18 protein-coding genes and 1 tRNA gene are annotated in these 17,400 nt (G+C 59.1%); 13 read left to right on the top strand and 6 right to left on the bottom strand.

Annotated elements, in window-relative coordinates:
- Positions 1–58: 58 nt before the first annotated feature.
- The 5 genes from pip to Q4Q11_RS07655 all read left to right on the top strand — a co-directional run bounded on the left by pip (position 59) and on the right by Q4Q11_RS07655 (position 5,134).
- Entirely contained in the window at positions 59–1,021 is a 963-nt protein-coding gene (pip, locus tag Q4Q11_RS07675) for a prolyl aminopeptidase (RefSeq protein WP_498569127.1), read from the top strand.
- Between the two features lie 390 nt (positions 1,022–1,411).
- The gene (locus Q4Q11_RS07670; RefSeq protein WP_113214038.1) at positions 1,412–2,017 is read left to right on the top strand and encodes a transglutaminase-like cysteine peptidase; all 606 of its coding nucleotides are present in this window, start codon (positions 1,412–1,414) and stop codon (positions 2,015–2,017) included.
- A 338-nt stretch (positions 2,018–2,355) separates the two neighbouring features.
- Complete coding sequence (locus tag Q4Q11_RS07665; RefSeq protein WP_498569126.1) at positions 2,356–3,126, top strand: hypothetical protein; 771 nt, start codon at positions 2,356–2,358, stop codon at positions 3,124–3,126.
- A 117-nt stretch (positions 3,127–3,243) separates the two neighbouring features.
- Positions 3,244–4,728: a serine hydrolase gene (locus tag Q4Q11_RS07660; RefSeq protein ID WP_498569125.1), complete on the top strand. Its 1,485-nt coding sequence runs from the start codon at positions 3,244–3,246 to the stop codon at positions 4,726–4,728.
- 130 nt (positions 4,729–4,858) lie between these two features.
- Entirely contained in the window at positions 4,859–5,134 is a 276-nt protein-coding gene (locus tag Q4Q11_RS07655; RefSeq protein ID WP_112512437.1) for a hypothetical protein, read from the top strand.
- Between the two features lie 112 nt (positions 5,135–5,246).
- On the opposite strand, the gene Q4Q11_RS07650 is transcribed toward Q4Q11_RS07655, so the two are convergent.
- Together Q4Q11_RS07650 and Q4Q11_RS07645 are read right to left on the bottom strand one after the other, a co-directional pair.
- Entirely contained in the window at positions 5,247–5,681 is a 435-nt protein-coding gene (locus Q4Q11_RS07650) for a DUF1489 family protein (protein WP_498569124.1), read from the bottom strand.
- Between the two features lie 59 nt (positions 5,682–5,740).
- Entirely contained in the window at positions 5,741–7,150 is a 1,410-nt protein-coding gene (locus tag Q4Q11_RS07645) for an L-serine ammonia-lyase (protein ID WP_112512439.1), read from the bottom strand.
- Between the two features lie 197 nt (positions 7,151–7,347).
- Here Q4Q11_RS07645 and Q4Q11_RS07640 point away from each other — a divergent pair, with 197 nt between their 5' ends.
- The 3 genes from Q4Q11_RS07640 to Q4Q11_RS07630 are packed head-to-tail and all read left to right on the top strand — an operon-like array spanning position 7,348 to position 9,575.
- Complete coding sequence (locus Q4Q11_RS07640) at positions 7,348–8,040, top strand: DUF599 family protein (protein WP_112512440.1); 693 nt, start codon at positions 7,348–7,350, stop codon at positions 8,038–8,040.
- A 59-nt stretch (positions 8,041–8,099) separates the two neighbouring features.
- Entirely contained in the window at positions 8,100–9,089 is a 990-nt protein-coding gene (locus Q4Q11_RS07635) for an acetyltransferase domain-containing protein (protein WP_112512441.1), read from the top strand.
- 12 nt (positions 9,090–9,101) lie between these two features.
- Positions 9,102–9,575 (top strand): methyltransferase family protein, encoded by a 474-nt coding sequence (locus tag Q4Q11_RS07630; RefSeq protein WP_498569123.1) that lies wholly within the window; start codon positions 9,102–9,104, stop codon positions 9,573–9,575.
- Between the two features lie 22 nt (positions 9,576–9,597).
- Here Q4Q11_RS07630 and Q4Q11_RS07625 read toward each other — a convergent pair whose 3' ends face one another.
- Positions 9,598–9,987: a MerR family transcriptional regulator gene (locus Q4Q11_RS07625; protein ID WP_112343126.1), complete on the bottom strand. Its 390-nt coding sequence runs from the start codon at positions 9,985–9,987 to the stop codon at positions 9,598–9,600.
- Between the two features lie 371 nt (positions 9,988–10,358).
- Here Q4Q11_RS07625 and Q4Q11_RS07620 point away from each other — a divergent pair, with 371 nt between their 5' ends.
- A complete protein-coding gene (locus Q4Q11_RS07620) occupies positions 10,359–10,853 on the top strand; it encodes a peptide deformylase (RefSeq protein WP_498569122.1) in 495 nt (164 codons plus the stop codon).
- A gap of 59 nt (positions 10,854–10,912) precedes the next feature.
- Here Q4Q11_RS07620 and Q4Q11_RS07615 read toward each other — a convergent pair whose 3' ends face one another.
- Positions 10,913–11,443, bottom strand: coding sequence for a hypothetical protein (locus Q4Q11_RS07615; protein WP_112512444.1), 531 nt, complete (start codon positions 11,441–11,443; stop codon positions 10,913–10,915).
- A 771-nt stretch (positions 11,444–12,214) separates the two neighbouring features.
- On the opposite strand from Q4Q11_RS07615, the gene Q4Q11_RS07610 reads away from it, so the two are divergent.
- Positions 12,215–12,373 (top strand): hypothetical protein, encoded by a 159-nt coding sequence (locus tag Q4Q11_RS07610; protein WP_498569121.1) that lies wholly within the window; start codon positions 12,215–12,217, stop codon positions 12,371–12,373.
- Positions 12,374–12,503: 130 nt separating this feature from the next.
- Here the strand turns inward: Q4Q11_RS07610 and lipB are convergent, their stop codons facing one another.
- Positions 12,504–13,220, bottom strand: coding sequence for a lipoyl(octanoyl) transferase LipB (gene lipB / locus Q4Q11_RS07605; RefSeq protein ID WP_112512445.1), 717 nt, complete (start codon positions 13,218–13,220; stop codon positions 12,504–12,506).
- A 237-nt stretch (positions 13,221–13,457) separates the two neighbouring features.
- Here lipB and Q4Q11_RS07600 point away from each other — a divergent pair.
- Positions 13,458–13,542 (top strand) — tRNA-Leu (locus Q4Q11_RS07600).
- Between the two features lie 90 nt (positions 13,543–13,632).
- On the opposite strand, the gene Q4Q11_RS07595 is transcribed toward Q4Q11_RS07600, so the two are convergent.
- Positions 13,633–14,055 (bottom strand): helix-turn-helix transcriptional regulator, encoded by a 423-nt coding sequence (locus Q4Q11_RS07595; protein WP_112512451.1) that lies wholly within the window; start codon positions 14,053–14,055, stop codon positions 13,633–13,635.
- A gap of 217 nt (positions 14,056–14,272) precedes the next feature.
- Here Q4Q11_RS07595 and Q4Q11_RS07590 point away from each other — a divergent pair, with 217 nt between their 5' ends.
- Both Q4Q11_RS07590 and Q4Q11_RS07585 read left to right on the top strand, forming a co-directional pair.
- Entirely contained in the window at positions 14,273–15,208 is a 936-nt protein-coding gene (locus Q4Q11_RS07590; protein WP_498569120.1) for a DMT family transporter, read from the top strand.
- 81 nt (positions 15,209–15,289) lie between these two features.
- Positions 15,290–17,299: an acetyl-CoA carboxylase biotin carboxylase subunit gene (locus tag Q4Q11_RS07585; protein WP_498569119.1), complete on the top strand. Its 2,010-nt coding sequence runs from the start codon at positions 15,290–15,292 to the stop codon at positions 17,297–17,299.
- Positions 17,300–17,400: the final 101 nt, after the last annotated feature.

Here is a 17,400-nt window from a genome sequence, read left to right as displayed (position 1 = left end):
GTCACGCGCTGTCGCGAAATAGCGGCGCCTGTCTTTCTTCTCATTGCGTGGCGGCAAGATGCTCTACCCGGATACAACGCCCTTTGCCGAGGGTCTGCTTGAGGTCGGTGACGGCCAGCGCATTTATTGGATGCAATCAGGCAACCTCGAAGGCCATCCTGTCCTTATCCTGCACGGCGGGCCTGGATCGGGCAGCTCGGCGGGAACGCGGCGCTATTTCGACCCGCAATACTACCGGATCATCCAGTTCGATCAGCGTGGCTGCGGCGGCAGTCTTCCACATGCGTCGGAGCCTGCGATCGATCTCACCGCCAACATGACATGGCATACAGTGGAAGATATCGAACGGTTGCGATTGCTGTTTGGCGTGGAATGCTGGATCGTATACGGCAACTCTTGGGGCTGCACGCAGGCGCTCGCCTATGCCGAAACCTATCCGCAACGGATCGAGAGCTTGCTTCTTGTCGGTGTCACCATGACAAGACAATCGGAAATCGAGTGGCTCTATCATGGCCTCGGCCGTTTCTTTCCGGAGGAATGGGCGCGCTTTCGCGCCGCGGTACCAAAGGAGGATCGCAGTGGAGATCTGGTTTCCGCTTATTATCGCCTCTTGCTCGACCCGAATCCGGCGATCCACGTCAGGGCTGCAACGGATTGGCACGAATGGGAAGCAGCCTCCATCCTAGTCGATCCGCGCGCAGCGCTGTCGCCACGCTGGTCAGACCCGCGCTATCTGACGGCACGCGCCAGGATCATCACCCATTATTTTCACCATCTGGCCTGGCTTCAGGACCGACAGATTCTGCGTGATATCCATCGGCTCGCCACTATTCCATGCACAATGATCCAGGGCCGCATGGATCTTGAGGCGCCGCTCGTTACCGCCTGGGAACTGTCGCAGGCTTGGCCGGAAGCGGAACTGGTGGTCGTTGCGAACGCAGCCCACTCAACGGCCGTCGCGGAGATGGCTGACGCGATCATCCGCGTAACCGACGGGCTTCGTCGCGATATCCATCGATAAAAATCAAAATTATTTTTCGAGCCGGCTTTCCCAAAATGACACAGATTCGGGCTCATGCGGCCACTATCGATGCCGGAAACGGATGCCGGCATGCGCACTTTGTTTCATTGCGGCATGACCTTCGTTCGAATTGGCACCCCGACGTTAAGAACTTCCCTGGCCCGATATCATTGTAAAGCAGCCGGATACGGTGTTTCCTCTCCCTCCGTCCGATACCGAAATCACTCAAATTTTAATCGAATTCGCCGCAAACTTGAATCAAGTTTTCTGCGTATTTTATGAAAATTCGACGCGGATTTGATTCAACTAAGCCTTTAATTTGACTGTGCAATTTTGCGTCGGATAAAATCATGCGTGTCATTCTGATCCCAATAAAAAAGGGACAGGGACATGAACTTTCAATTCGTACTTCGCGGCTGCGCTGCTCTGATATTTTCCACTCTCGGCATCTTCGGCCCCGCTCAGGCCGCACCCGCCAATATGACGATCACCGGCGACGCCGCTCCCCCGATCGGTCACTATGAGTTCTGCAAGGAAAATCCGCGGGAGTGTGCCTATGCCGGCGGCGATGCGGGTCCGATCATCCTCAACCAGGACAGCTGGAAAACCATCCTGAAGATCAATTATACCGTCAACACGACCATCAAGCCGATGACCGACATGGAGCTCTACGGCGTGGAGGAAAAGTGGGCGATCCCGACCACCGCGGGCGATTGCGAGGATTTCGCGCTCCTGAAGCGCAAGCAGCTGATCGATGCCGGCTTCTCGCCGTCCGACCTGCTCATGACGGTGGTGCTGCAGCCGAACGGCGAAGGCCATGCGGTGCTGACCGTTCGCACGGACCGCGGCGACTTCATCCTCGACAACATGCGCAGCAAGGTAAAGCTCTGGTCGGAAACCGAGTACACCTTCCTCAAGCGACAGTCTGCCGATCATCCGGCCCGCTGGGTCAAGATTCAGGACGGCCGCGCCGTCGCGGTCGGCAGCTTGAAGTAAGCATTCCACATACATGATCGTCGGCGGCCTAGCGCCGATGATCAAAGTCAGAGGCCCGGTCTCGTCCCCTGATTTCTGTCCAGGCCGGTGCCTCTGAGCCGTTCCCACTGTCCCGGGAACGGCTCTTTCTCGTTGTGCGACCATCAGAAGGGCCGAGGGTCGGAAAAAATCTCCTGAGATTTATGTGTGCCGTTAGCATGCGTTGCGATTCATATTTAACTGCCGGTTAACCATCGCGGCGCCAATCATCATTTCCAGCAAGACTCAAAAAAGTCAGGCGCCGGGCAGCTTTGCCATCGATGATGGCAGCTGGGGCGCAAGGAAATGAAGGCAAGAGTATGGCTCCCTCTCTGTCATCCGCTGCAATGATCGAGGAAAGACCGCTGATATCGAGCGGCTTTGTCTACCGGCTCGTGGCAGGGATTGTCGTTCTGGCCGCCCTTACCGTCGCCATATCCATAGGCGGCCACTGGATTGGCGGTAAGATTTCGCTGGCCGGCCACACGACGGATACCAAGCCCATCTCCGTTACGGTCGGCGAAGACACGATGCGTCTGGCCGCAAACACCATCCGCTTCCCGAGCGAGCGCATGGACGGCGCGGCTGAGCGTGTCGATCTCTATCTGACCTGGCCCCAGATGCAGGGCTACAGCGAGGCCGATCGGATGCGTTTCGACGATATCTCGCAATCCTCCTCGCTGATCTTCCTGCAGATCAGCCAGAGCACGATGTCCCGCGACATGTCCGGCCGGCTTGAGCCGATCTATTCGCAATTGATGGATGGGGCAGCCCATGCCGGTCCCTTCGGCCTGACGGCGCATCGGCTGCGTGCGGATGCCGGCTATAACGGCGAAGTCCTCCTGACGGCGCAGCGGCCCGGCGAGCCGGATTACGTGGTGCGCTGCCTCCTTCCTCCTTCGCCGGCAATGGCGACCAGCGGCGATTGTCAAAGGGACGTCAAGGCCGGCAAGGATTTGAGTGTTCTCTATCGCTTTTCCAGCAATCAGCTCGGAGATTGGCGCGCCATGGACGCCGCCGTCCGGAATTTCGTCAAGATGCGCCTTGTAGATAATACCGAGCTGGCGGTGACGGCTGCGGGCGGCCGCTAAAATGACGCGGAAACCTGAAACCAACTGTTCATCATAAACCGATTGGTAACGCTAAACCTCTACATTCGAACGGAATGGCCCTTCATGGAGGCGGCGGCCTGATAATCGAGAATGTAAATGCAAGCAGAGAGTAATTTAGTGTCCAGATCCATTCTTTCCGTTTCGTCGTCTCAAACCGGTAAGATTCTGGCGAGAGCGATCCTTGGTTTTTCGATCGCGGCGGCGGCGGTCACCGTGACCGTTATTGACGCGAATGCCGCCGGCCCGAAATATGCCGGCATCGTCATCGATGCCAATACAGGCAATGTTCTCTACAGCGAAAATGCCGACACGCTGCACTATCCCGCCTCGCTGACCAAGATGATGACGGTCTATCTGACCTTCGAAGCGCTTGAAGCCGGACGCATCACTCTCGATACGCCCGTCGTGTTTTCCAGGAATGCCGCCGCCCAGGCACCCACGAAGCTCGGTATCGGTGCCGGCCGGTCCGTGACCGTCCGCGAGGCGATCCTTGGCATCGTTACCAAGTCTGCCAATGATGCCGCGATGGCGCTTGGCGAAATGCTCGGCGGTTCGGAAGAGGGCTTTGCCCGCATGATGAACGACAAGGCGCGGGCGCTCGGCATGACACGCACGACTTATCGCAATCCCAACGGCCTGCCGAATACCGCCCAGATGACGACGGCGCGTGACCAGGCTCGCCTCGGTATCGCCCTGCGTGAGCATTTCCCGCAATATTACGGCTTCTTTTCCGAAGCGAGCTTCAAACTCGGCAATCGCGTCATACCGGGCCATAACCATCTGCTCGGTTCGGTGCGCGGTGTCGATGGCATCAAGACGGGCTATACGCGTGCTGCGGGCTACAATCTCGCAACCTCCGTCAAGATCGACGGACGCTCCATTGTCGGTGTCGTCCTCGGCGGCGCTTCGACACCGGCTCGCGATAACCAGATGCGCAAGCTGATCGCGACCTATTTGCCCGTTGCATCGACGAAGCATATTGCAAACAACGTGATCGCTCATGGGCCGGCCACCGCGCCCGATGTCCAGGCTGCAAGCACGCGCATGGCGGACGTTACCACCGCGAAGGTCAAAAATGACGAGACGGCGGAGATCGCCGATGCTCGTCCGTCCAGCGCTGCAGCCTTCGCGGCAGTCACGCCGCAGTCCGGCAATCCGCTGCTTGCCGCAAAGCCTGCTCAACATCCCGCTTATGACGAAGCCGCATCGGCTGCATCTTCTGACGATGCCGATGAGGACGAAGTCGATACCGTAACGACGGCATCGACGACCAAGAGCGATACGAAACTCGTCAAGCTGCAGCGGGCCGAGAAGTCCGAAAAGGCCGCGAAGGCTGAACGCGAGCCGGCCGGCTGGGTCGTTCAGATCGGCGTTGCCTCCAGCAAGGATGGCGCAACCGACCTGCTCGATACGGCCAAGAACAAGGGCGGCAAAGCCCTGCGCGCGGCCAAGCCCTATGCAGTTGCCTTCGATGGCGGTTATCGCGCCCGTTTCGGCGGTTTCGAAGATCAGAGCGAGGCGATCAATGCGTGCAAGGCGCTCAAGCGAGCCGGCGTGAAATGCTGGGCCAGCATGGAATAGGAATGCGGCCAAGCCATTCGGCGCGGCATGATCCGAGTACCGGTCGGGCCTTTCCGAAGGGTGCCCGACCTTCCGGCACCGAATGTCAAACGGGCCGGCCCTGAGTTTGTAACGTGTACGGGGTTTTGAAATGGCAATGAACGAGAACTTTCCCGGTTTCTCGCTCGATGGCGGGAGCAAGATGAAACCGAAGGGCTTCGCTCTTCATCCGCTGCATGAAGCGGCAATGCGGCTGGCGGATCTGGGTCTCAGCCGTTCTCGCGCGCGCCACAAGACGAAAGATCTGATTGGCATACTGCTTTGCCACGGTGCGCGTGCATGGCGTTATTCGCAGCCTGAAGCGAACATTCATCTGCATATTGCGGCCCCGACCGGCCGTGCGCCGATCATGATGCGGCTGCGTTAGGGCCGCCCTGGAAAACCGCTGCGCGGCTTTCTATCTGAAATCGCGTGAAAATAATGGGATGGAGCGGTTCGATAAGGTTTTGCTCCAAGCAGAACCGCTCTGAGCAGGTGCCCTACAGCAGACCGAGTTCGGAAAGTTCCCGCCGCAGATCGGCGGGCAATTCCGCCGCGGCACCCAGGCTGTCGAGATCGCGCGGCACGTCTTCCTGCGGCAGATAGCGCCAGCCCTGAAACGGGCGCCGAGGCTGCCCCGTCGTCTCGATGACGCTCGGGTCGAGGATAAGCCGGCAGCGCTGAATGCCTTCCGCATCGGCGAAGGTCTCGATGCCAAGCAATTTCTGCCGTGCCTGCACCTGCCCCTTGATCACCCAATAGAGCGAGCCGCCGTCCAGCAGTTCTTCCACCCGTTTCGGCACCATGCGCGTCGTATGGGTCGTATGCGGCTCCAGCCCGGCGGCAATGGCGTTCATCGCCCGCTCGGAAACCCATTCGCGCAGATCCTCGATCGAATCCGCGCCGACGCACAATTTGATGAGATGCAAAGCCATGGATGCCGTTGAAGTCCTTTTGGCCGGCAGCGTCAAGCTTTTAGATCAGGCGTCCACACTCAGCATTCAACGACATTCACCGCGAGGCCGCCGGTCGAGGTTTCCTTGTATTTCTCGCTCATGTCGTGACCGGTCTGGCGCATGGTTTCGATGCAGGCGTCGAGCGGCACGAAATGCCGGCCGTCACCCTTGATCGCAAGCGAGGCGGCGGTGACGGCCTTGACGGCACCGAGGGCGTTGCGCTCGATGCAAGGCACCTGAACGAGGCCGGCGATCGGATCGCAGGTCATACCGAGATGATGTTCCAGCGCAATTTCCGCGGCATTTTCGATCTGCTCAGGCGTCGCGCCCATCACGGCAGCAAGGCCCGCAGCCGCCATCGCGGCCGCCGAGCCCACCTCGCCCTGACAGCCGACTTCCGCGCCGGAAATCGAGGCATTGTGCTTGATGATGCCGCCAACGGCGGCAGCCGTCAGCAGATAGTTGCGGATGCCATCCTGATCCCAATCCTCATGGAAATGCTGATAGTAGCGGATCGTCGCCGGGATGACGCCGGCAGCGCCATTGGTCGGCGCCGTCACGACGCGCCCGCCGGCCGCATTCTCCTCGTTAACGGCCATGGCGTAGACGCTGAGCCAATCGTTGGCGAGCAGCGGATTGATGCGGTTGCTGCGCCACTCTTCCTGTAATTTGTCATGAATGGCGCGCGCTCGCCGGCGCACCTTCAGGCCGCCCGGCATGATGCCGTCCACCTTGAGGCCGCGGTCGATGCAGCTGCTCATTGCGGCCCAGATGCGGTCGAGGCCCGCATCGAGCTCCTCGGCGCTCATGTGCATCTCTTCATTGGCGCGCTTCATCTGCGCGATCGAAAGACCGGAGCGCTCGGACATCTCAAGCATCTGCTTGGCGCTGGCGAAGGGGAACGGAACGCGTTCGCCCGCCGCAGCCGGCTTTTTCCTGTCGGCCTTCATCTGCTCCAGTTCCGTATCGGTGACGACAAAGCCGCCGCCGACGGAATAGTAGATGCGCTTGAGGAGCAGGCGATCGTCCTTGTCGAAGGCGGAGAAGCTCATGCCGTTGGCATGGCCCGGCAGCGGCACCTTCTTGTCGAAAATGAGGTCGGTTTTGGGCTGGAATTGATAGGCCGGATGGCCGGGAGGCGTTATGCGCCCGCTGCGCTCGACCTCGTCGATGATGCCATCCATATGGTCCGGATCGACGCTGTCGGGCTTTTCGCCCATCAGGCCGAGAATGACGGCCCTGCCCGTGCCATGGCCGATGCCCGTATGAGCCAGCGATCCGTGCAGGCTGACCTTGATCGACTCGACGTGCACGTTCGAGGACGGACGCGGCCACTCGTTCGACAGCAGCAGGTCCAGGAACCGATTCGCGGCCGACATCGGCCCCATCGTATGCGAGCTGGACGGCCCCACACCGATCTTGAACACATCGAAAACGGAAAGAAACATGGACCTTTGGTGCCTCCAGGCAAATCGTTTTCCGGCAAAGCTACGCTATCGCAGTAAGCTTGCATGGCGATTGGCCGACATCGGATTTCATGGCAGCGACATTACATATAGGCATTGGGGAAGCAAACAGAAGGCCATTGCGCGCCGCCCGTCCTGAGATAGAGTCCGCATCGGACCGATCTGGAGAATTTCCCTATATGACGACTGCCGACTACGTCGCCCTCGCCCTTTTCATCTTTCTCTGGGTCGCGCTGAACTGGATCACTACCAGCGCCCGCTTTTTCAATCGCACCAGCCTGACGCTGGCGATGAACGAGCGCCGGCGCGAATGGATCCACAATTCATTGCGCCGCGATCTGAAGATGATCGATACCCAAATCCTCTCGGGCCTGCAGAACGGCACGGGCTTCTTCGCCTCCACTTCGATCTTCGCCATCGGCAGCTGCTTTGCGCTGCTCGGCGCCACCGACAAGGTCAATGCGTTCTTCTCCGACTTGCCGTTCATCCTCAATGGCGGCCGCGCCGCTTTCGAGATCAAGGTGGCGGGACTTGCTTGCCTGTTCGGCTATGCTTTCTTCAAATTCGGCTGGGCCTATCGCCTGTTCAACTATTGCACCATTCTTTTCGGTTCGCTGCCGATGCGCGAGGAAGCCATTCTCGATCCGCTGGGCGCGGAGCGAGCCGCAGAGCGGGTGGTGCGCATGAACATCATCGCAGCCCGCAATTTCAATGCCGGCCTGAGGGCGATCTTCCTGTCTATCGGTTATCTCGGCTGGTTCCTGAGCCCCTACGTGTTCATGGTGACGACGATCTTCATCATCGTCGTGCTGATCCGGCGGCAGTTTTTTTCGGATGCCCGTCTGGCCATCATGGACGGCGATATGCCATGACAGGGCCGCGCCGGCTCGACCGGCGTAAAATTTGAATTCATGCCTGGAAGGACCCCGTAATGGCCGCCATCGCCGAGAGCGCCGATGCTCCGCAAAAGAGACCTCGCATCGGCATTCTGGATACGGCGCGCGGCATCGCCCTCCTTGCCATGGCGAGCTATCACTGCACCTGGGATTTCGAGTTTTTCGGCTACCTCGACTCCGGCACGGCGGAAACCGGCTGGCTGAAATTTTACGCCCGCGCCATCGCCAGCACTTTCCTGTTCCTGGCTGGCTTCAGCCTCGTGCTGGCCAATACGCCGGAAATCCGCTGGCGGTCCTATTGGCGTCGCCTGGGCATGATCGTGGCCGCCGCGGCCGCGATCTCGATCGTCACTTTCATCGGCATGCGCGACGAATGGATATTCTTCGGCATATTGCATAGCATCGCGGCGGCAAGCTTCATCGGGCTTCTGTTCCTGCGCTTGCCGGCATTTGCTACGCTTCTGATCGCCGCATTGCTCGCGGCCGGCATCGTGGTCGACAATGTTATCGCACCTCTGTCGCTGCACTCCACGTTTTTTGACGCACCTTGGCTGTGGTGGGTCGGACTTTCGGAAAACATCCAGCGTTCGAACGATTATGTGCCCCTCTTCCCGTGGCTGACGCCATTCCTGTTCGGTCTCGGTATCGCGCAATTGACCACATCCTTCGGCTGGCTCGAGCGCCTGGCGAAATTCGGTCCCGGCCGCAATCTCATCGCCCGCGCCGGCCGCCATAGCCTCATATTCTATCTGATCCACCAGCCGGTGCTGTTCAGCCTTGTCTATCTTCTGTCGCTGGCCGCGCCCGCACCGCCGCAGGATCCTACCGTCGGCTACATCAGGCAATGCGTGGCATCATGCACGCGATCGGGCAGCGAAACCATGTGCCGCAGCTTCTGCCAATGTACGCTCGACAAGCTGCAGGCCCAGAATCTCTTCAAGCCGCTGGAATCTGGAGCGATCAAAGCAGATAGCGATGAACGCGTGAGCCGAATCGCGATACAATGCACGGATGAAGCGCAATGACAGGGTTATTCTATGAATGCCTATCGTTCGAAGTCGCTGAGTTTTCCGTGGCCGCCACTGCTCTATAGCCTCGCCGTTGTCGCGGCGCTGTACCTGCAGCGATCGTATCCGCTGCCCTTGCCCTTCATTTGGGCGCTTGCTTCCTGGGTGGTTGGCGCGCTCCTGACCGCCTTCGCGGTGACATTGAATGTCTGGGCCGTCAAGACGCTGCTGGAACGCCGCACGACCGTCTTAACACAACGCTGTTCAGCCCATCTGGTAACCACCGGCCCCTTTCGCTTCACCCGCAATCCAACCTATCTCGGCTATACCCTGCTGACCGCCGGCTTCGGCCTGCTGATCGGCAATCTCTGGTTTCTCGCTATGGGGGCGGTGGCAGCTGCTTTGACGACCTTGCTCGTCATCCGCTGTGAAGAGATGCATCTTCTGTCGCGATTCGGCTGCGAATTCGAATTTTACTGCAAGCGCACGCGCCGCTGGCTTTGACGAGCAACAAGCCTGTAGCCGATCACGTCCCGACGCCGATTTCAGCCAGCCGTCCGAGACAAGCTTCCTCGACGTTATCGAGTTCGCTCAGCGTATCGTCGATATCCTTGCGTTTCTGACGCAATTCATCGCGCTTTTCGTCAACACGTTTCATCAGCAGCTTCAGCTGGCCGATTTCGCCCGGAGGCTCTTTGTAGACCTGAATGATCTCGCGGATTTCGGCAATGGTGAAGCCGATACGGCGGCCGCGCAGGATTTCGGCGATAAGGCGTCGGTCGGCGGGCCGGAACAGGCGCGTGCGCCCCTTGCGCTCCGGATGGATGAGGCCCTCGTCCTCATAGAACCTCAACGTCCGGGTCGAAACCCCGAATTCCCGCGTGAGCTCCGTTATGCTATAATATCCGTCAACCAAGAATCTGCCCCTATCTGCCGCTCAGCATAATATTGACTTTTACGTAATAGTCAATTTCTGGCCGACGCGCGCCGGCATCGCAGAATCTCCAAATGCGATGCGTCCGTTTCGTCAATCCGTGGCGACGGCCAAGGCTGGCGATTCTAGAGTTAACAATGCAGTTTAAGGATAAAATTATGCAGCAGTTTTAAAATACTGGAGCGCCTTTGCGCATTGCAGTGACGCACGGCGTTGTAAAGGAAAATCAATATTAGCAACCAGATAGACGAAACCGCTCATATTTCCTATCAATTTATCGCGGGCGATCGCGGGACTGCGCCATTCGTATTCCCGCTCCTTCAGCGCATTTTATTTCACCAATGGAGACCAAAGTGCCGCCCCGCCCGATCATCCGCTTCCCCGATCCGCTGCTGCGAACCGCTTGTACCCCGGTGACCGTCTTCGATGACGATCTGCGTCTGCTCGTCGGCGACCTGCTGGATACGATGAGGGCCGCGCCCGGCGTCGGCATCACCGGTCCGCATATCGGTGTCCTCAAGCGTGTCGTCGTGATCGAACTCAGTCGGGAAGACGGCGTGCGCACCTACATCAATCCGGAGATTCTGTGGTCGTCGGAAGAGACCATGCGGCACATGGAAGGCAGCGTTTCCATGCCCGGATCGGCCGAAGAGGTCGTCAGGCCGAAATCCGTCCGCTTCCGCTATCAGGATATTGCCGGCGAAGTACACGAGGCAGAGGCGCAGGACTTTCTGGCCATCTGCATCCAGCACGAGATCGACCAGCTGAACGGCGTTTTCTGGCTTCAGCGGCTTTCCAAGCTCAAGCGTGACCGACTTGTGAAGAAATGGGAGAAGATGCGGCACTGAGCCCCGCAAAAGGAAACGGGCGCCAGAAAGGCGCCCGCTCATAAAGGATCAATCCAAGATCAGCCCTTGAGCTTGGAATTGCAGAGGCTGTAATAGCCGCCGCCCTTCTGGATCCACTTCAGGCCGCCGAGCGAATTGCTGGCTTTGGCGGCATTGTATGCGTCCACGCAGGTGTGGAAGCGGCCCTTGCCAGGCGTCTCGGTAGCATATTTCGGATCAACCTTTGCGGGGAAGGTTACGCCGGCCGGAGCAGCCGTTGTAGGCTTTGCCGGTTCTGCTGCCGGCGGCTTGGTGGCGTCAGGCTCGCTGGCGTCGACCTTGGCAGCAGCGGTCGTCTTCGCCGTCTTGGGCGGCGTTGTGGCCGCTGGTGCGGTCGTTGCCGGAGCAGTCGTAGCGCTGGCATCGGCGCTGCACTGTGTTGCGCGGAAGTCGTTCCACTTCTGGCCGTTCAAGGTACCAGCGGTTTTGGCGGCCTGATATTTGGCACTGCACTCTTTCATGGTTAGCGCAGAAGCCGAAGAAGCGAGGCCCATCGAGCCTACAACTGTGAGAGACGCGAGAGACATCAACAGAATGGCACGACTTGTCATTGGCATTTCCTCCGCTCTATGACGAATGTCGAAACTATTAATCGTATCGTCCCTATCGATTGTCAATCGACGCGCGATTTTTGGGGCGACGGAACATACCATATGCGGACGAAGATGAACGGAGACTGTACAAAAATAGCGATCGAAAAGAGTGACTTGGCTTGATAGGCAACCGTTGGTGGCGGTCCATTGGCGCTCCGGAATCAACCGCAGGTAATGGTACGGCTTCGATGTGGCCCGACGCCAGTCTTCGTCCCGCTGTTCGCGGTCCAGCGATGCATTTGCCACCAATTTGTATCGCTGACGTAGAGCAGATTCGCGGACGCTCCACGCCCGGATGGCAAGGCAGTTGCGGCTCGCCCGGTTTCTCACGATGAAGATACTCTTGTCATCCCGCCCGAAAAAGCAGCGGGGGACGGGACGGTTTGCCACTCACGATCACTGTTTCGCGAGTTGAAGGCGCGATTGTCGGCGCAATGCAACCTGCCGTGAGTTCGGACCTTGAAGTGCGGGCACATCGCCCTACTCTCCTTATGGCAGTTCCCCTCTCTATGCCCTGGATGCTCTCCCTTCCAGGGCATTTTTCTTGGGCAAATGAAAAATCAGCTATCGGATCTGCAAATGGCTGTCCCTCGTCGGCGATCCGAAATGATTCGCCAGAACTGTCTGAAGGGCGTAGGTTCGATATACCGTTGGCTACCCGAACCCGTAGGCGCCAACGGCTGGGAGAGATGACATACTCTCGCCTGCAGAGGTCAAGGAGCTAATCGGATGACCTCGCATAACAATCGCGACAATATTCTCAGCGACCAAGAGCTTCACTATCTTCTGGAGGCGGAAGCCGAGATGGAGCGCTTGGCGGAATCGAAGCGTGACGGACCGGCGGAGGCTGGATTGCCTACAGAAGAAGCACGAGAATCAATCCTGTGAAAGCTTGATGCATCGTGACGGCCGATCATGGTCGTGGAAACCTGGCGACCGTCGAGAGCGACACGATGCAAACCGGCGCTTTGGCGATCGGGCAAAATGCCTGGATCTGCCAGCTTTTCCCGGAATTGCCTTAACGGTCGCGGGCCGTTTCGCCGAAGACCTGCTCGAACGCGTCGCGGAGACGGATATCGACATCCGCCATCATGACCGGCAGACCGAGATCGACCAGGCTGGTGACGCCATAGGCCGAGATTCCGCAGGGAATGATACCGGTGAAATGCCCGAGATCAGGATCGACGTTCAGCGACAGGCCATGAAACGTCACCCATTTGCGCACGCGGATGCCGAGCGCCGCAATCTTGTCCTCCGCCATGGTGCCGTCGGGCAGGATCGGCTTTTCCGGACGCCTGACCCAGACGCCGACTCTATCCTCACGCCGTTCGCCGCGGACATTCATCGATTCGAGCGTGCGGATGATGACTTCTTCGAGCGCGCCGACGAAAGCGCGGATATCCTGCCGCCGACACTTCAGGTTCAGCATGACATAGGCCACACGCTGGCCCGGCCCGTGATACGTATATTCGCCGCCGCGCCCGGTCGCGAAAACCGGAAATCGATCCGGCTCGATGAGATCGGCTGCGTTGGCGCTGGTGCCTGCTGTATAAAGCGGCGGATGTTCGACCAGCCAGACGAGCTCCGGCGCTTGTCCCTCGGCAATCGCGGCCACTTCCGCTTCCATTGCGGCAACGGCCTCTTCATAGGGCACGAGACCGTCGCTGATCCGCCAGCGAACGGGGGGCGTACCTTGAACGGGAAACATTTGGTGAGAAAGTTCGGTGCGAAGCATACAGCGGTCCTTTGCGCGCCGCAGGCCGCACTTGTGGAAATCCTGCGTGCCGGCGGGTTGTCCAGATATGGCGCTATTCGGGCGAGAATTCAAACATCTAAGGCGTTTCCACCGTATTCTGACGGGTGCAATCGGAGGCGCTGTGAAGGAATTTAAAAAAACTGACATATCGCTCTTGTGCCCCCCGAATGCTTTTGCTACATGCAGCCGCGCCGGAGCAATCCGGCCTACCACGATGCGGTCGTGGCGGAATTGGTAGACGCGCAGCGTTGAGGTCGCTGTGGGGCAACCCGTGGAAGTTCGAGTCTTCTCGACCGCACCAAATGGCACAGAAAAACCCGCTTCGGCGGGTTTTTTCTTTTTATCTCCAATGCTTGCAAACTTGACGCTGCCATCGCGAATTGCGCATGGCTCAGTGTGCCACGTCCTTGCTGAGATTTCGCAATCGGATCTGATGATCGAGCCGCTCCAGTTGTCGGGTCGTCGTCTCGATCAGCCGCCCGATCTCCTGATAGGCCGTCCGCAGCCGCGAAAGTTCATTTCTGACCGCTTCCAGCGCGCGCTGGTCGCTGTCCTCTCCCGGTCCATCCCCCGACCCGGTCATGAGCCACGCCGGAGAAACATCGAAAAGAGCGGACATTTTGACGAGAGCGGATGACGTGGGTTCGGCGCGGTCGGATTCCCACGCCAGCATCGTCTCTTCGCTGACGCCAAGCTGACTGGCCAGCATTTCGAGACTGATTCCCGCGGCATCGCGGGCCATGGACAGGCGCCCGCCAAGCGTGTCGCCGCCTTCATCCGAAAAAACGGTCGTCTCTTGTTCTGGCTTGAACATCGGTGCGATCCCTTTCCTGGTCGCGCCGGCGATTTTGTGCGGCGCATTCATGTTTTAGCCGTTTCCAAAGCGCGAGATAGGTCTAAGGGCGTCATCCCGCCCTCGCGATCTGTCCCAATTGGAAAAGTGTGACATTTTTGGATGGTCGCTTCCGCCCTTCGCCATCGCTCCTGATCGCGCCTTGATTGCACGCCTTTCCTGTGATTGATGTTCGCGCATGCCCGTCTCTTCCGCCGTTCCCACACAAAAGAATCCGCTCAGAGGCATGACGATCATGGCAAGCGCCATGATCCTGCTGCCGACGATGGACGCGATCGCCAAATACATGGCGAGTTTCGAAGCCATGTCGCCCGGCCAGGTGACCTTCTATCGCTTCTTCTTTCAGCTCGTCTGCATGCTGCCGCTGCTGGTGACCGCAGCCGGGAGGTCGGTAATCTCGGCAAAGCGTCCATGGATGAACCTGCTGCGAGGCGCCCTGCATGGCGCTGCCAGCCTGCTCTTCTTCGCGGCGGTCAAATACATGCCGCTGGCCGATGTTTTTGCCATTTATTTCGTCGAACCTTTCATGCTGACGGCACTTTCGGCCCTGTTTCTCGGCGACAAGGTCGGCTGGAGGCGCTGGCTTGCGATTGTCATCGGCTTCGGCGGCGCGCTGATCGTCATCCAGCCCAGTTTTGCGATCTTCGGACTGAAGGCATTGCTGCCTGTGGCCTGCGCTTTTCTTTATGCGCTCTATCTCTTCATGAACCGCGCCGTCGGCGAAGCGGATTCGCCGCTGACGATGCAGATCATGGCGGGTGCCGGCGGCACTTTGTTCATGGCATTCGCTCTCTTTGCCGGCACATCCGCCGGCGTCGCCGATTTTGAACCTTCCCTCCCGACCTCGGCGCTCGGGCTTGTCCTGCTGCTGATCCTGGGCTCGATTTCAGGCTATGCGCACATGCTTGTCGTCAGGGCTTTCCGGTTGGCGCCGCTCTCACTGCTTGCCCCGTTCCAATATTTCGAGATCATTTCCGCTACCCTGCTCGGTTATGCGGTCTTCGGCGACTTTCCCAATCTTTCCAAATGGATCGGCATATCAATCATCGTCGGCTCCGGCCTCTTCATCATCTGGCGGGAACGCGTTCAGTCAAGATTGGAGAAGGCGGCGTGAGCGCAAATATCTTGCGCATGGACCGCCGACGCAATTTATGGCTAAAACACTGACTGAATAGAGTATTTGGGCGGAGATTGCATGTTCAAGAAAATCCTGATCGCCAACCGCGGCGAGATCGCCTGCCGCGTGATCAAGACCGCGCGCCGGATGGGCATCCTCACGGTCGCCGTCTATTCCGATGCCGACCGGGATGCCCTGCATGTCGAAATGGCCGATGAAGCCGTCCATATCGGCCCACCTCCCGCCGCCGAAAGCTATCTCGTTGCCGACAAGATCATCGCCGCCTGCAAACAGACGGGCGCCGAGGCCGTTCACCCGGGTTACGGCTTTCTCTCCGAGCGCGCCTCCTTCTGCGCAGCGCTGGAGAAGGAAGGCATCGTCTTCATCGGCCCGAAGCCGAAGGCGATCGAAGCCATGGGCGACAAGATCGAATCGAAGAAATTCGCCAATGCCGCCAAGGTGTCGACCGTTCCCGGCTATCTCGGCATTATCGACGACGCCGATCACGCCGAGAGGATCGCCGGCGAAATCGGCTATCCGGTCATGATCAAGGCATCTGCCGGCGGCGGCGGCAAGGGCATGCGCATCGCCTGGAGCAAGGACGAAGTGCGCGACGGCTTCGAGCGCGCCCGTTCGGAGGCAAAAAGCTCCTTCGGCGACGACCGCGTCTTCATCGAGAAATTCGTCGTCGATCCCCGCCATATCGAAATCCAGGTACTGGCGGACTCCCATGGCAATGTCGTCTATCTTGGCGAACGCGAGTGCTCCATCCAGCGCAGAAACCAGAAGGTCGTAGAAGAAGCGCCCTCGCCTTTCCTTGACGAAGCGACACGCAAAGCCATGGGCGAACAATCCGTGGCGCTGGCCAAGGCCGTGGATTACCAAAGTGCCGGCACGGTCGAATTCATCGTCGATCGCGACAGAAACTTCTATTTCCTCGAAATGAACACCCGCCTGCAGGTCGAGCATCCGGTAACGGAGCTGGTGACCGGCATCGATCTGGTCGAGCAGATGATCCACATCGCCGCGGGTGACAGGCTGCCGTTCAAGCAGGCGGATATCAAGCTCGATGGCTGGGCGATCGAAAGCCGCCTCTATGCCGAGGATCCTTATCGCAACTTCCTGCCGTCGATCGGCCGCCTGACGCGCTATCGGCCGCCGCGCGAGGGCAAGACGGAAACGTCGGTCGTGCGCAACGATACCGGCGTCTTCGAAGGCGCCGAGATCTCCATGTATTACGATCCGATGATCGCCAAGCTCTGCACCTGGGCTCCAACCAGGCTGAAAGCGATCGAAGCGATGGGAGAAGCCCTGGACGGCTTCGTCGTCGATGGAATCGAGCACAACATGCCTTTCCTCTCGGCGCTGATGAAGCATCCACGCTGGCGTGACGGCCGCCTCTCCACCGGATTCATTGCCGAGGAATATCCTGATGGTTTCGCGCCTGTGGCTCCGGACGAGGAGCAGACAGCCTTGCTGGCAGCCGTCGCTCTTTCCTGCGGCCTGATCGAAGCCAGCCGCCGCGAGCGCTATGGCGACCGTTTGCGTCCCGCGGCCGGACCGTTGCGGGAAAACTGGATCGTCAAACTCGGCGCGGATTACCTGCCGGTCGCGCTGCTCGAAGGTGTAGTAACCATTCCCTTCGAGATGGACATGCGGATAGACGGCAAGACCATGACTGTTGCAACCGACTGGCGCCCCGGCGACGCTGTCTGGACCGGTACGGTGGGCAGCCGCAAACTGACTGTGCAGATCCGTTCCGTCTTGAACGGCTTGCGCATCGATTGGCAAGGCCTATCCGTCAGAGCCAAGGTGTTTACGCCGCGCCAGGCAGAGCTCGACAAGCTCATGCCGATAAAATTGCCGCCCGACACGTCGAAACTACTGCTCTGCCCCATGCCTGGCCTTGTCGTGTCAATCGCCGTTGCCGAGGGTCAGGAGGTCAAGGCAGGCGAGACGCTCGCCATCGTCGAGGCGATGAAGATGGAAAATGTCCTGCGCGCCGAACGTGATCTGGTTATCGGCAAGATCAACGCCAAGCCGGGCGAAAGCCTAGCCGTCGATGCTGTGATCATGGAATTCGCCTGATCAAATCGGGGTATCGGGGTAAATTCCCGAAAAGTGTCCGGCGGTTGTTCGGCTAAAACCTCACAATTGCGACGCTAAGTGTCTGATTTTGGCTTGAGTCG

Source organism: Rhizobium sp. UFLA01-1127, from assembly GCF_059803845.1.
Note: the sequence above shows the minus strand (reverse complement) of the source record. Positions and strands in the feature narration are given on the sequence as shown.

What these genes read in the sequence shown, in the direction of transcription:
- pip (WP_498569127.1), top strand. Translation starts at nt 59, where the DNA reads ATGCTCTACCCGGATACAACGCCCTTTGCCGAGGGTCTGCTTGAGGTC.
- Q4Q11_RS07670 (WP_113214038.1), top strand. Translation starts at nt 1,412, where the DNA reads ATGAACTTTCAATTCGTACTTCGCGGCTGCGCTGCTCTGATATTTTCC.
- Q4Q11_RS07665 (WP_498569126.1), top strand. Translation starts at nt 2,356, where the DNA reads ATGGCTCCCTCTCTGTCATCCGCTGCAATGATCGAGGAAAGACCGCTG.
- Q4Q11_RS07660 (WP_498569125.1), top strand. Translation starts at nt 3,244, where the DNA reads ATGCAAGCAGAGAGTAATTTAGTGTCCAGATCCATTCTTTCCGTTTCG.
- Q4Q11_RS07655 (WP_112512437.1), top strand. Translation starts at nt 4,859, where the DNA reads ATGGCAATGAACGAGAACTTTCCCGGTTTCTCGCTCGATGGCGGGAGC.
- Q4Q11_RS07650 (WP_498569124.1), bottom strand. Translation starts at nt 5,681, where the DNA reads ATGGCTTTGCATCTCATCAAATTGTGCGTCGGCGCGGATTCGATCGAG.
- Q4Q11_RS07645 (WP_112512439.1), bottom strand. Translation starts at nt 7,150, where the DNA reads ATGTTTCTTTCCGTTTTCGATGTGTTCAAGATCGGTGTGGGGCCGTCC.
- Q4Q11_RS07640 (WP_112512440.1), top strand. Translation starts at nt 7,348, where the DNA reads ATGACGACTGCCGACTACGTCGCCCTCGCCCTTTTCATCTTTCTCTGG.
- Q4Q11_RS07635 (WP_112512441.1), top strand. Translation starts at nt 8,100, where the DNA reads ATGGCCGCCATCGCCGAGAGCGCCGATGCTCCGCAAAAGAGACCTCGC.
- Q4Q11_RS07630 (WP_498569123.1), top strand. Translation starts at nt 9,102, where the DNA reads ATGAATGCCTATCGTTCGAAGTCGCTGAGTTTTCCGTGGCCGCCACTG.
- Q4Q11_RS07615 (WP_112512444.1), bottom strand. Translation starts at nt 11,443, where the DNA reads ATGACAAGTCGTGCCATTCTGTTGATGTCTCTCGCGTCTCTCACAGTT.
- Q4Q11_RS07610 (WP_498569121.1), top strand. Translation starts at nt 12,215, where the DNA reads ATGACCTCGCATAACAATCGCGACAATATTCTCAGCGACCAAGAGCTT.
- lipB (WP_112512445.1), bottom strand. Translation starts at nt 13,220, where the DNA reads ATGCTTCGCACCGAACTTTCTCACCAAATGTTTCCCGTTCAAGGTACG.
- Q4Q11_RS07595 (WP_112512451.1), bottom strand. Translation starts at nt 14,055, where the DNA reads ATGTTCAAGCCAGAACAAGAGACGACCGTTTTTTCGGATGAAGGCGGC.
- Q4Q11_RS07590 (WP_498569120.1), top strand. Translation starts at nt 14,273, where the DNA reads ATGCCCGTCTCTTCCGCCGTTCCCACACAAAAGAATCCGCTCAGAGGC.
- Q4Q11_RS07585 (WP_498569119.1), top strand. Translation starts at nt 15,290, where the DNA reads ATGTTCAAGAAAATCCTGATCGCCAACCGCGGCGAGATCGCCTGCCGC.